Annotated in this window: 4 protein-coding genes; 1 reads left to right on the top strand and 3 read right to left on the bottom strand. The window is 70.1% G+C overall.

The window, feature by feature from the left end:
- Nucleotides 1–10: 10 nt before the first annotated feature.
- On the bottom strand, nt 11–1246 hold the full coding sequence (locus NFL01S_RS18775) for a TetR/AcrR family transcriptional regulator (protein WP_084492957.1): 1236 nt from the start codon (nt 1244–1246) through the stop codon (nt 11–13).
- Nucleotides 1247–1377: 131 nt separating this feature from the next.
- Here NFL01S_RS18775 and NFL01S_RS18770 point away from each other — a divergent pair, with 131 nt between their 5' ends.
- Nucleotides 1378–2187 (top strand): enoyl-CoA hydratase-related protein, encoded by an 810-nt coding sequence (locus NFL01S_RS18770; protein WP_062977090.1) that lies wholly within the window; start codon nt 1378–1380, stop codon nt 2185–2187.
- A gap of 215 nt (nt 2188–2402) precedes the next feature.
- Here the strand turns inward: NFL01S_RS18770 and NFL01S_RS18765 are convergent, their stop codons facing one another.
- Both NFL01S_RS18765 and NFL01S_RS18760 read right to left on the bottom strand, forming a co-directional pair.
- On the bottom strand, nt 2403–3428 hold the full coding sequence (locus tag NFL01S_RS18765) for an alpha/beta hydrolase (protein ID WP_062977088.1): 1026 nt from the start codon (nt 3426–3428) through the stop codon (nt 2403–2405).
- 362 nt (nt 3429–3790) lie between these two features.
- Nucleotides 3791–14413 (bottom strand): AMP-binding protein, encoded by a 10623-nt coding sequence (locus NFL01S_RS18760; protein ID WP_084492887.1) that lies wholly within the window; start codon nt 14411–14413, stop codon nt 3791–3793.
- Nucleotides 14414–14568: the final 155 nt, after the last annotated feature.

Raw genomic sequence — 14568 nt, 5'->3', positions numbered from 1 at the left:
GCCGAGCGGTTCAGCGGTTGGCGGATCCGAGCAGCGTGGCCATCATCAGGGCGTGCAATCTGGCCATCTGCTGCGGGCGGGAATCGAAGCGGATCAACCGGCCCACATCGATCACCTGGCCGATCGCCGAATGCACCCGGAAGCGCGCCTCGGTGGCGTCGTCGTCGAGCAGGTTCGCCCATTCGTGCACGTTCTGCCGCTGGATCGCTCGCAACTTGTGCTGCTCGGCCTGTGGCAGATTCGGGAATTCCGCGTAGTACACCGGCATGATCTCCGGCATGGCGAAACTGAGCCGCACATACCGGTCGGCGATCTTGTTCACCGCATCCGCGCGGCCACTGGCCTCCGCCAGCGCTTCGGTGATCGCGAACGCCAGCCGGTCACCGGTGCGGTGGAACGCCGCGGCCAGCAGATCGGATTTACTGCTGAAGTACCGGTAGACGCTGGAGGCATTGATACCGACGGCGGCCCCGATCTCCTCGATACTGGCCTCGTGATAGCCACGGCGGCCGAATATACGGATCGCCTCGGTGAGCAACTGTTCCCGTTTGGAGGTCACCGGCAGACCGCGCGGCTGCGGATCCGCCTCACCGGGGCCGGGCGCGGGCGGGAGTTCGGTACCTACGATCGCCCACGCCATATCGCACAGCAGTGGCAGGAGTTTGGCGCTGGACAGGGCGGTGCGATGCGCCGAGATACTGCCGATCACACTGAGCACCGCGGCCGCCAGCAGCGCGACGTCCTCCGGCGGCGCGTCCGGCCGCAACCTCTCGATAGGCCCGGCGAAGGTCCGGTTGATGTCGTTGTAGAGGGTGCGGATCCGGGCGCGGTCGGGCTGCTCCAGGTAGCGACCCTCCCAGCGGTACAGGCCGGCCTCGCGGCGGATCTCGATGGTGTGTTCGGCCACGGCGCGGATCAGGGCGTCCAGATGCTGCTCCGGGGTCGCGCCGGGCTCGTCCGCGCCGCGTGCGGCGTCCAGGAGTTGCCGGGCGCCTTCTTCTGCCGCGGCCACCAGCAGCGCGTATTTGTTGGCGAAATGGCGGTACAGCGCCGGACCGGAGATCCCCACCTCGGCCGCGATCTCGTCCACGCCGACCGGATAGTAGCCGCGCTCGCTGAAGGCGCGGGCCGCCGCGCGCATGATCTGCACCTTGCGGTCCTTGGGACGCCGGCGCCCGCCCTGGCCGTTGCCACGGTCGGCCGGACGAATGCGCACCGGATCCACCCGGCTGCTCTCCGCGACCATGCATTCTCCGTTCGCCTCGGCGCCGCCGGTGTTGACAGCGCCCGACAAGTCAACCTAAGTTAACCACAATTCGCAATGTTAACCGGTATTCGCGAGCCGGTCGGCACCGGACAGCACCTGATGGAGCACATATGGTCAACACAGATTCCCCCACCACACAGCCGGCGGGTTTCTCCGCGGTGCACGACGGCCGGGTATTGCGGGTGACGCTCACCAAACCCAAACGCAAGAACGCCCTCGACTACGCCGGCCTGGTCGCGCTCGGTGATACCTTCCTCGCCGCGGCCGAGGACAAGTCGGTCCGGGTCGTCGTGCTCACCGGTGAGGGTGGCGATTTCTGCACCGGCGCCGATCTGGCCTCCAGTGCCGAAGAAGGTGCCCGCGGCATCACCCCGGACATGGTGATGGATGCCGCGAACCGACTGGTCCGCGCCATTGTCGATATGCCGGTCCCCGTGATCTCCCGGATCCGCGGCGCGGCCGCCGGCGTCGGTGTCGGTATCGCGCTGGCCGCCGACCTGGTCTACGCCGAAGCCGACTCCTACCTACTGCTGGCCTTCATCAATATCGGCCTGATGCCCGACGGTGGTGCCGCAGCCCTGGTCGCCGCGGCCGCAGGACGTCCACTGGCGGCCCGCCTGGCATTGCTCGGCGAGCGCCTGCCCGCTCCTGCCGCCCACGCCGAGGGGTTGTTCACCGATGTCCTGGCGACCACCGAGGAACTCGACGCCGCCGTCGAGGCCGCCGCCGAGAAGATCGGCCACGGCCCGCGCCGGGCGCTGGAACTCACCAAGAAGGCACTCAATCGCGCCACCCTGGCCGCGCTGGACACCGCGCTCGCCGACGAAAAAGCCGGGCAGGTGGAACTACTCCAATCGCCCGATTTCTTCGAAGGTGCAGCCGCCATGCTGGGCAAGCGCAAAGCGGTCTTCGCGGAGTAGATCAGTCGTACTCGACGACAACGGCCCGGTCACGCGACCGGGCCGTTGTCATGCTCTGAGCCGTTCCATATCCGAGACCGCCCAACAACTGAGCGGCCGCGGATCAGCGGGAGACGGCTTCCCGCGACCGCGGATAATGGACTGCCTATACAAATAATGGGGCCCGGTCATCGACCGGGCCCCATTATTCGATTTCCCTTATCCGCAAGGCGAGATCAGACGCCGAGACCGCGGGCGAGCACCGGCCAGGAAGCCCGGAACTCGTCTTCCCAGTAACCCCACGAGTGGGTGCCCGAATCACGGAAGTTGAAGGTCGCGGGGATACCCAGCGAATCCAGCCGGCCCTTCAGATTGTGGGTGCAGAAGTTCGTACCCGCCTCGATCACACCGCCGACGATGAGCTGGTTGGCCAGGCCGTAGGACCCCGGCAGCGTATGCGGGCCGTTCAGCGTGTCCCAGCGGCCGGGCAGGCCGTTACCGGTGGATACGTAGAGTTCCATACCGCGCAGCGCCTCGGCGTGGACATACGGATCGTTCGCGACCCAGGCCTCGGAACCCTGCGGACCCCACATGTTCATGGTGTCGCCGCCGCCCCATGTCTCGACGGTGAGCTTCACGAATTCCGAACCCACCGGATCGCTGGTCTGCGCGCAACCACTGTAGGAAGCGGCCGCCTTGTACAGACCGGGGTTCCCGATCGGCAGGGCCAGCACGGTGGTGGCGGAGGTCGACAGACCGGCGAGGGCGTTCACGCCGTTGGTGCCGAGCGCGCCGTCGACCAGCGGCGGAAGTTCCTCGGTGAAGAAGGTCTTCCACTTGTTGCGACCGAGCGCCGGATCATCGGAGATCCAGTCGGTGTAGTAGGTCCAGCTACCACCGATCGGCTGGACGACGTTCACATTCTTGTCGGACAGGAATTCGAGCGTATTGGTCTGTGCCTGCCACGACGCGGAATCCTCGCCGCCGCCCGCACCGTTCAGCAGATACAGCGTGGGCCGGGGTACCGAGGCGTCGGCCGGACGCTGGACATCGACGACGATCTCCTTGTCCATAGCCGTGGAGTGCACGTACAGGCGCAGGTTGCGATCGTCCTTGTACTCCGCCTTGACGATCCGCGACCCGTTGGGCGAGGTGGGGTCGGCAAGCAGCGTCTTGGACTCGATGATCGGGTCGGCCGCCGCCGCAGTACCGCCACCGAGCCCCGTCATCACTCCCGCGAACACCGCTGTGGCCGCGACCATCGCCGCGGCGCGTCTTCCGCCACGCCGGCTGAGTCGACGTATCAATTTCGCACCTTCGCTTCGTCTCGAATGTTCATCGGGCTCTTTCCACACACCGGCACCCGCCGGCTCCTGGACCCGAACGCCTCACAGTAACCGGGCACGACTCGGCCGCCCCGGAGTTTCCGCATGTGTAGTCGTACGGTGTGGACATATCGTTACCGTAGCGTTGTCCCGATATCTCGGTTCGGTCGCGCATGCTGTGCCGATTCAGTACGGCGGGATCCTTCCGTACCCATCGGGCACCAGCGCGCCACGGGGACGTATCGCCTCCGGACACCGATGCGTCCCCGCCGCGACAAACCGAAACAGCATCGACCGCGCTAATCATGCCTGCCGCGCCGCGAACCGACCGGCAACGACCCGCCGAATCGCTGCGCGCGACCCAGGTATTCCAGCACACCCTCGCGCCGCCGCACGATATCGCCCGTGCGGTACAACCGGCCGCCGCCCGCGGCGGCGACGAAATGGACGGCGGTGGCGCCCGGAGCATCGTAGAAACCACGCGCCAGCTGCGGCCCGCCGATGTACATCTCTCCGGCGGTGCCCGGCGGCACCGGTCGCAGTTGCTCGTCCAGCAGATACACCCGGTCGTTGGTGACCGGCCGCCCACCGACCGACCCGACGGTGATCACACCCGTCTCGTCGTGCCCGTACCAGATGACCAACTCCGCGCCCGGCAGCAGATTCATGAACCGTTCCACCCCGCCCGACGGGAGCGCGGCACCGTCCACGACGAGACGCCGCAGGCTCGGATGCGCGGCCCGGCCACCACCGTCGGTCACCGAATCGAGGAACCGGTCCAGCAGCGCCGGGACGACATGCACGACCGTCACCTTGTGGGCGGCGATCGACCGCGACAGGTCCGCAGCCCGGCCCGGATGGTCGGGCATCAAGATCTGCGCGCCACTGTGCAGCGGCCGGAACAACTCCCAGAGTGTGATGTCGCCGACTGTGGGCGCCGCGTGCAACACCAGATCCGCCGAATCGTACGGATGGCTGCGCTGCGCGCGGCGCAACCGTTCGACCATCTGCCGGTGCGTACCCGCGACGCCCGCCGACATATCCGGCCGATAGCGGATATCGGCGATATCGTCGGCGGCAACCAACGGGTCGGCGGCCGGATCGGTCGGCAGATCCAGGTAGAGCAGGTCGATCGCGACGACCGGGATACCGGTCCCCGTGCTGACGCCGTCGTCGGAAATGCTCAGCACGCAGATCGGCTCCGCCGATGCCAGCACCCCGTCGAGGTCCTCGGCGGAACCGCCCGGATCCACCGGTACAAAGGCACCGCCGGCCCGCAGCACCGCGCAGACCGCGACCACCAGGTCGATTCCGGGTCGCATGGCGACCGCGACCGGGGTCTGGGCTCCGACACCGAACCGGATCAGCTCCACCGACAGAGCCCGCGATTTACGCTCCAGTTCGACATAGCTGAGCAACCGTGCCCCCTGCCGGACCGCCGGGTCGGCAGGTGTGCGCGCCACCTGTGCGTCGAACAGCGACAGCAGGGTGTTCTCGTCGTCGCCGTGGTCGAGATCGCGGATCGGCGACAGGTACGCGGTGGTCTCCACATCGGTGACCGGCCGCAGGAAGGTTGTCGGCTCCGGATCGGCCGTGGACTCGCCCCCGGGCGGCAACTCCAGGCTTCCCTCCGCAGGTTCGTCCGCCACTGCGGCGAGTTCCGGCCGGCGCTGCGGTAGTGGCGCCGCGGCTTCGGATACGGACCGCCCGCCGGATTCGGGCCGCCGCGGTGGGAGCAGCGATGGTCCGGCGGTCGGCGCCGAATACGCCGGCTCTTCGACCTGAACAGGGCGTCGCTGCGGCAGCGAAACCGGCCCGGCGCCGGGCGCGGCCTCTCGTGAATCGGACCCGGTAGTCGGCCGGTCCTGGGCAGAGGCCTCATCGACGCCGTGATCGGCCGGTTGCCGCCGCCGCTGCGGAAGGCCCCTAGAACGCAGCGACACCGGCTGCTCCGACGAACCCGGGCCCCCCTGCAGTGTCGGCCGGCGCTGCGGCAGTCCGTTCGAACCCGTATCGGCAGCCTCGTCATGCGGGCTTCCGGAGTCCGCACTCACCCGCGGCGCATCGACAAGTCCGGCGAGCGGTGATTCCGGATGCTGTGCCCCGGTCTCCGCGAGTTGCTCACCGGCCGGGTGGTGCCGCTGCGGCAGTGCCGGACCGGATGCGGGCTCCGACGGAAGCGAGCTGTCCGCCCCATCGGGCTGCCGTTGCGGTGAGCCCGGACCCGCCGCCGGCTCGGACGAGAGCGAGCCGTTCTGCGACCGTTGCGGCAGGCCGGAGCCGGTCGGCGGCTCGGACGAGGGCGAGCCGTCTTCGGACCGCGACTGTCGCTGCGGCAAACCACCGGTTCCGGGTGTGGGTGCGCCACCTGCCGACCGGTCGGCGGACTGCCGACCGCGCTGTGGCAGTTCCGATGAAGACGGCGACCCCGGGAGCAGCGGGCCATCGTGCAACCGCGGTTGACCCTGCGGCAGGCCCGAGGCAGGTGACAGGGCCGACGGTTCCTCGGCGGGTCGCGACGAAACGCCAGGGCCGGATGTCGGTGCGTCCGGGTGTTCATTTCCGGATGCCACGGCCGGACCACCGGTATCGGGGCGGCGCTGTGGAAGGGCCGGGCCGGCGGGCGAAAGCGAATCATCTCGCGAGAGTGGGCGTCGCTGGGGCAGACCGCTCTGGCCCGGCCCGGCGGCCATTCCACGTGGGGCCGCGAAGTCTTCTGATTCCTCGCCGTTCGTAGACGAATCGGCGGGCCCGGACAGCGATACCTCCGGACGCCGGTTCTCTGTTCCAGCGTCCTGATCAGCGATCTGCGGGCGGCGCTGCGGCAGGCCATTCGAGCTCAGCCGGGATACTCGACCGGCCCGGTCCGCGGCTTCTCCCGGCTCCTCGCCGTCCAGCGGCCGGTCGATCGCACCGGACGGGGATGCTTCGTACCGCCGGTCTTCTGTTCCCGCGACCTGGTCGCCTGTCCGACGTGCGCGCTGCGGCAGGCCTGGCTCAGTGGACGAATCCGGTGGGGTCGGACCATCCTGCGACCGCGGGCGGCGCTGCGGCAGGCCGCTCGGGTTCAGACCGGCTGCGGTTCCGGCGCGATCATCGAGATCCGCGGTCTGCCGCTGTGGGAGGCCCTCTTCGGCGGGGTCGGGTGCGTCCGAAGCCGGGTCACCGACCCGTCGCCGGCGCTGCGGCATGCCGGAGCCGACGGGGGGATGCGGTGGGTCGGTGACCGGGCGCAGCAGGGAAGTGACCTCCGCGTCCGGGACCGGCACCGGCACCGGCACCGGCACCGGCGGATCGTGCTCCGGGTGGGATTCCCGGTCCGCAGGTTCTTGCCCGGGCCCGCCGTGGCGCCACGCTCGGTCGCCGGAGTGGCCCTCGGCGGGTGATTCGGGGGCGGTCGGCGGTTGCCGATCCGATGGTGCACTCGCGTCGGCTGGTTGCGGCGCGTACGAGTCCGGCCCGGTCGGTGGGCCCGAAACAGCTGCCGACGGCGCATAGTGGTCCGGCGCGGTAGGTGTCTGTGGCACCGGGGCCGGACGGAGGCCGTGCTCGGCCAGTCCCCCCAAAGCGCGAACCCAGTGCTCGGCAAAGGTTTTGACATCTTCGCCGAGGAAAACCTCGGTGGCGTAGTCGAATCGGCACAGCAGGCCGTCGTCGGTGACGTCGACCGTCAAGACCAGCGGGACCCCGTCGGCCGGGCCGTCGGTGTGCACGCGGGCGGGCCGCAGGTCGCGGTAGCGCAACGTGAACCGCCCCGAATCGGCGGCGGCGAATTCGGCGGAGGTCTCCGCGCTCAGATAGCGCAGCAGCGCGTACCCGGCGCCGCCGCCCGGGACCGAGCGGACGAGATCGCGGATATGGGCGAGCGCGGCTCCTGCGGCGGGGCCCCCCACCAGAGCATCGGCGGTATCGATATCGGCCACTTGCACCGACAACGGGAACTCGGTGGCGAATCCGCCGACCAGGTCGTCACTGCGGCTCATCAGCGAGCGGGCATCGGCGTCGTAGCGCACCAGTGAGCCCAGCGCCCGGACGACTGCGCCCTGTTCACCGGTGCGCAATGCGATCGCGACCGCGGTCAGCAGTACCTCGGGCACGGTGGCCTGATAGGCGTCGGCCGCGGCGGTCACCGCGGCGGTGCCTTCGGCGGTGATGGCCAGCGATACCCGGCGCCGAGCCCGCAGATCGACGGTACCCAGCGGCGCCGCGGTACGGGCACCCGCCAGATTCCGGCGCCACCAACCGGCCTCGTCGAGGAGATCGATGGACCGGGCGCGCTGATCGAGGGCCTGTACGAGCTGCGGCAGCCGCGATTCCGACGCCGCCGGCGCGGTATCACCGGCGATCAGTTCATCGACGATCACGCGCCAGGACCGATCGTCGACCACGAGACCGTTCGCCACGATCACCAGCCGACGCGCAGATTCGACGCCGGTGACCACGAAATGGATATTGCGACCGGTCGCCGGATCGAGGGCATCCGCGGCTGCCTGCACCACATCGTCGGTCGCCACCGTGTTCTCGCCCGATCCGGAATCGAGCCACCAATGCTGCCGGTCGCCACGCTGGTCCCGCGGCGGAATCCACAGGGTGGGTGACCGATCGCTGGTGTCGAGCCGGGCCGACAGCAGCGGATGGCGAGTGACCAGTGCACGAACGACTGCTTCGGTGTGATCGAGCGGCCGGTCCGCGGGCAGATCCAGCACGATCGACCGGACTTCGACCCCCGGCAGTGGATTGTCGAGGAGACGGATCACGGTGGGGGTCGCAGGCAGTTCGCCGTAAACCTCGGAACCACCGGAACTCTCACCCTCGCCGGCCGGTACACGCTGCGGTTCGGAAACTGCCGCAGCCTGCCCCGGCTTCCGGGTGGTACCCGTATCGGTCGCGGCGGTATCGCGCTCGGCGTCCCGCGCGCCGTCGACTACGCCGGCTCCGGAGCGCATATCGGCACCCGCGAGCTCCGAGGCACCGGTATCGACGACAGCACTGTCCCCCGGCCGGGTTGCCACACCGGCGGCCGTCGCCGTGTCGGCGCCGCCGCCGGTCCCGGTACCCGGGCGACCGGCCGACCCGGCCCCGGCAGCACCGGCAGCCGCGGTTGCGCCGGCGGTATGTGCCTCATCCGCGGTTTCGCCCCGGGTGCGGCTGTCTGCCTCCGCGTCCGCGAGGCCGCCCGCGGAATCGTCGGCCACGTCCGCAGCCGCGGACCCGAGACCGGCAGCGGCGGCGATATCGGCGTCCGCCGGCCCACCACCGGCCGTGTCCGCCACGCCTGTGCCAACGGCCTCGCCAACGACGTCCGCGGCATCCGCAGGTACGCCACCGGCACGGCCGGCCGTGCCCGTGGCTCGGGAACCGGCGCGACCGGGCAGGTCTGCGTTCGCGGTTTCCGCATCGGCACCACCGGCCGTGTCTGCGGCACCGGCATCGCGTACGACCCCCGCCGCAGTGGTCCGGGTATCCGCGCGGCCGGGCAGGTCTGTGTGCGCGGTATGCGCATCGCCGAGCCCGTAAGCGCCGGCTGCCGAGGCCGGCGCGGCTCCGGGTTCTCCGCCACGGCCCTGCAACTGCGCGACGGATTCCGGCGGGCCCGGCTCGAGTGGGGTGGTGAGCGCCGCAATCTCGTCGGGGTCCGGCAGCCGGTCGCGGTCGGGTTCGCCCGCGGAGTTCCACGGAATCCGTTCGACGGTCTGGTACGCCACCGGCAGGAGGGCAGCCGGCAACAGCCGGGCGAGCCCGGCTCGGACCCGGTCGAGGTCCGGATCGGCACCGGGTTCGGGCACCACATAGACGGCCAAGCGGCCGCCCGGAGCGGTCGGGTCGTTACCCGCGGCGACGGTACGCGCCAGGATCGCGGCATCGGCGATCCCGGGCAGCGTGCGCAGGGCTGCCGCGATCATCTGTGGCCGGAGGCGGTGGCCGCGGAACCGGACCTGGTGGTCGGTGCGGCCGAGCAGGTCCAGACGCTGCGGTGTGGTGTGGGTGGCATCGCGCCACAGCACCAGATCGCCGGTGCGGTACATGCGCTGGCCGTATCCGAAGGGGTTGGCCACGAAACGATCCGCGGTGAGCGCCATCCGGCCGGCGTATCCGCGGGCCAGCTGGTCACCCGCGAGATACAGTTCGCCGGGCACGCCCGGCGGGACCGGGCGCAGGCGGGAGTCCAGGACATAGACCCGGGTGTTCCACTGCGGCAGGCCGATCGGGACCGACTGTTCGGCCGATCCGGCGGCCGGCCAGGCGGTGGCCGATACCGCGGTTTCGCAGGTCCCGTACAGGTTGTGTACCTGAGCGCCGCAGCGGGTGCGCAGCGCGGAGACGATCTCCGGCGACAGCGGTTCGCCGGTCACGAAGATCTCGCGCAGGCTGCTCACGCGATCGGGATCGACCAGTTCGGCGAATTCGGCGAGTTCGGCCGGCCCGAAATCGGTGACGGTCACCCCGTGGTCGGTAACGGCCTCGGCGATCTGCCGGGTATCCGCGGGCCCGGTCAATACCAGTTCGGCACCGGCGCGCAGCGGCAGGAAGAAACCCCAGAGGGAGGTGGCGGCGGTGGCCGAATTGCGCTGCAGGTAGACATCGGTGAAGCCCAGCGGCGTCTGGGCGAGCATCAGCGTGATCTGGTTGTTGAGGGCGGTATGCGAGAGGATCGCCAGTTCGGGTCCGTCCACGGCGGCCGATGCACACATCACGCAGGCCGCGTTACCGGGCCGTGCCGGGCGGGCCAGTTCCGCGGAATGTACGGGCTCGGCGGAGTACCGGCCGAGCTCGTCCGAATCGACCAGGAGGACCGGTGCGGACTGCCGGCTCGCGCGCACGGCTTCGGCGGCCCGGGATTCGCTTGCGCGGTCGGCCACGACCATGGCCGGTACGGCGGTATCGAGGACCTGAGCGGTCCAGTGCGCCGGGTCCCGCGGGTCCAGCGGCAGGTAGGCGCCGCCCGCGGTGAGCACGGCATAGATCGCGACCACGAGATCGGGAGTGCACCGGGTGGCGATACCCACCACAGTTTCCGCGCCTACCCCCGCGTCGATCAATCGGCGTGCCAGACGATTGACCCGGGCGTCGAATTCCTGGTAGCTCAGTTCGGTTTCCGAATCGGCCACGGCCACCGTATCGGGCCGGATGGCGACGGTTCGGCGGTAGCCGTCGAGCAGCAGTTCGGACGCCACCGGGTAGCGGGTGTCGTTCCACACCACCAGCAGTCGGTCCAGGTCGGCACGCGAGAGTAGGTCGATATCGCCGACCGGGCCGTCCGGGTCACCGCCGGCGACGGTGAGCACCCGCTGGAATCGCCGGGCGATCTCGGCGACGGAGGTGCGCCCGATCCGGTCCGCCGCGAAGCGGAACGCGGCGGCGATTCCGTCCGGGGAACCGTCGGGCGCGCGGTGCGGATCGATGACCAGGCGTAACGCCGCCCCGACCGGTGCGGCGGGAACCTCGACCGGTTCGGTGGTCAGGCTCGGCATTTCCAGCCGCGGGATATCGTTGTGCCGCAGTGCGATCGCCACATCGAACAGGGAGCCGTCGATACCGAGTGCCTCGGTGAGCAGTTCGAACGGCAGGTCCGCGTTGGCGAAGGCGCGGCGATCGGATTCCGCGACGCGTTGCACCAGGTCGAGAAAGGATTCGGCCGGATCGATACGGGTGCGCAGGACGACGGTGTTGGCGTAGGGTCCGATCGAGTCGTCGAGTTCGCGTTCGTCACTTCCGCGTACGGAACTGCCCAATACGATATCGGCGACCGCCGCCGACCGGGCCAGCAGCACCGCGAAGGCCGCCCGCAGCACGATGAATTCGGAGGTGCCGGCCCGCTGGGCAATTTCGGCGATCCGGCGATGGGTGCGGGTACCGATATCGAAGGCGTGCACACCTTCGCCGGTGGCGGCAGGGGTATCAGCCGGGAACTCGAGCCGTGGGGGCAGTTCGGCCAGGTACTCGCGCCAGTACGCGAGGCGCCGGGCGGCGAGTGATTCCGGGTCCGCGATATCGCCGAGTTCGGCCCGGCGGCCGAGGAAATAGTCGAGGTACTGGATCGACAGCGGCTGCCATAGCGGCCGCGACCGGTTGCGGCGGCCCAGGAATGCCCGCAGCAGGTCTCGGAGCAGTAACCCGGCCGAGACCTCGTCGGCGAGGATCCGGTGGACCACGACCGCGACCACATGTTCGCGCGGACCCAGCTCGGCCAGGGCGAACCGTACCGGGACCTGGTCGGCGGCGGCGGCGTCGAAATCGGTCTGCGATAACGCGTGCAGCCATTCGCCCAGGTCTGCGGCGGGCACCGGTTCGGCGACCACTTCGGGCACGGACTGTTCGCGGGGCAGCACCACCTGTTGCGGTGCCGCGCCGCTCGCCGGGTAGACGGTGCGCAGGGTTTCGTGCCGGTCGACCACATCGGCGACCGCGGCCTGCATGGCCGCGGCGTCCAGGGTCCCGGTCAGCCGCATTGCCGCGGTGATCGTTTCGACGGCGGTACCGGGCGCCCTCTGGTTACGTTCCCACAACTGCAACTGTCCGGGTGAGAGCGGAATGGTCGCAGGACGTTCCACCGGGTCCGGCGGCCCGGCCGGCCGGGCCCCGTCCGGGTCGGCGGAAATGCCCGGCCCGCCATCGGAGCGGTTCGGCAGTTCCTGCTCCGCCGACCAGGCGGGAGGTACTGCCCAGTCCGGCCGATTGGACAGCGGCTGTGCGGGGCCGGGCGCCGTGGCATCGCGTTCGGCCACGCGATCCGGCTCCCGCCCGGTGGACAGTGGGTGTTCGTAGAAGGCAGTGGCGTCACTGGGGATCGGCGCGGAGCCGCCCCGGGACGGTAGCGCGTCGGTGGTGCCCGGCCGGGTCGAGGCGCCGGACAGTAGATCCGCCGGGCCCGGCCCCGCGGCCGGGGAGCCGGTAGGCCGCAGGGCGGCGCCCGGCAACAGGTCCGCGGCGGCCGGGAACTGATTCGCGGGATCCCCGGGGCCACCCACGGGTCCGGGAAGCTGTTGGCCGCTACGCAACCAGTCGTCGGCCGAATCCTGGAACCGGTGCTGCTCGGGGGCCGCGGCGAATCCCGGCCGGGACAACGCCGAATCCGCAGACTCCCCCTCTGCCCGTTCGGCCGCACCGTGTCCTGCTGTTTCCGGTGCGCCGTACAGACCGGGTCCGGGCGAATCGGCCACTGCCGGTTCGAACGCTTCCGCAGCGCCACGGGGCCCGCGGCCCGCAAGGGATTGCTGACGGTCGGGCATCTCGAGGTAGCCACGGCCCGTCAGTTCCATATCCCGCTGTTCGGAAGCCAGCCGGCTGCCCTGCTCCGGTAACGAGTCCGGGGAAAGCCGGTCGGGGTGACCGGCGAACCCGTGGCTGCGCGATACCGGCTCCGGCGAACCGCTCGCGGGGTCCGGTCCACGCGGTGCGGAGATGCCGGGAGCGGAATCCGGTCCGGAGGTCCCGAATCCGCTCGTCGTCGGATCGGCGTCACGAACCGGCCGGCCCGGCTCCGCCGGGTCCCGAATCGGCAGGCTCTGCTCGTAATCGGGTAGTTCATCGGCGGGCCACCGGCCGGATACGGCCGGAGTCTCCGGCGCCGGGGACTCGTCCGCCGCGGGTACGGCCGTTTCGCCGCGACTCGGCCGCGGTACCACGGCGGGACCTTCGAGAGCCGGTAACTCGACCCGCCCCACATACTCCATGGCACCACCGGACCCGCGCCGCACCAGGTCACCGGTGCGGTAGAGGCGGGAGCCGTCCGCGGCGACCGGGTCGGCGACCAGCAGTTGCGCGGTCCGGCCGGGCCGGCGATGGTAACCGCGCGCCAATTGCAGACCACCCAGGTACAACTCACCCACCGCACCGTCGGGAACCGCGGCGAGTTGTTCGTCCAGAATATGCGCCGTCACCCCACGGATCGGTGCGCCGAGAGTGAGCGGGCCACCCGGAACCAGCGGTGAGCTGATATTGGTCATGACGGTGACTTCGGCCGGGCCGTACCCCTGGTAGAGAACCCGGGACGAACCGCCGGTCACCGGAATCGCCCAGCGCTGCACCGTCTCGGGGGGGCACGGCCGCCGGCCGGCGATCACCACACCCAGTTCGTCCAATCCGGCGGGGTCGATCAGTTCGAGCGCGTCCGCGGGCAGGTAGGCATGGGTGACGCCGGTGCGCCGCAGCAGTGCGGCCAGTTCGTCGGCCCGCGAGACCAGCGGGGACACCACGACCATGGTCGCCGCGCCGCCCAGCGCCAGCAGCAGTTCCAGTACCGACGAATCCGAGGGCAGCGGCGCGAAGTTCAGGGTGCGGTCATCGGGTTCGACCCGGTAGCGGCCTTGCTGTTCGCTGCAGAGACCGGACAGCCCGGCCTGGGTCACCACGACCCCGTCCGGCAATGTCTCGGCGTCGGCGACATAGGTGACGTAGGCGGGATGTTCGGCCCGCAACGGGCGGACCCGGTCGGCGTAGGTGACCGCGTCGGCGGAGAACTGCTCCAGCGAACGAGCCGTATCGACGGTGTCGACCTGCAACCATTCGATTTCTTCCGGCAGTTCGTTGCGCACCCAGGACACCGCCAGGCCGTAGAGGGCGCCGGCGTCGACGAGTAGGTGCGCGACCCAGCCCGGTGGATAGGCCGGGTCGATCGGGACGAACCCGGCACCGGTCTTGGCCACGGCCCATACGGCGAGAACCGCGTCCAGCGAACGCGGTATGGCCACGGCGACCAGGTCCTCCGGGCCGATACCGCGGGCTATCAGCGCCCGCGCCAACCGGCTGGACCAGGCGTCCAGATCGGCGTAACCGACCTGTTCCAAGGGCCCGGTACCGTCGGCGAGAACGAGGGCAACACCATCGGGATTCGTTTCGACGGCATTGGCGATCAGTTGCGGCAGAGTGGTCACGCGGGGCCGCCGGGTTCGCTGCGGCCTGGTCCGGACCGGCCGCGTCATGCTGCGCTCCGGAGGAGGTCATCCCGCTGACCGACTACCGCATCCATCTATCCGCCTCGCCTGCCTATCGCACTTCACCGCCGCGCCGACCGTGGCCGCGGCATGGTGGCAGCCTGCCACAACCCGCCGGTCCCCGGTATGGCACCCGGCAGGTT

The sequence above is a fragment of the Nocardia flavorosea NBRC 108225 genome (assembly GCF_001613385.1).
In the GTDB taxonomy this organism is placed as follows: domain Bacteria; phylum Actinomycetota; class Actinomycetes; order Mycobacteriales; family Mycobacteriaceae; genus Nocardia; species Nocardia flavorosea.
The sequence above is the reverse complement of the archived record's forward strand: the minus strand, read 5'-3'. Positions and strand labels throughout refer to the sequence as shown.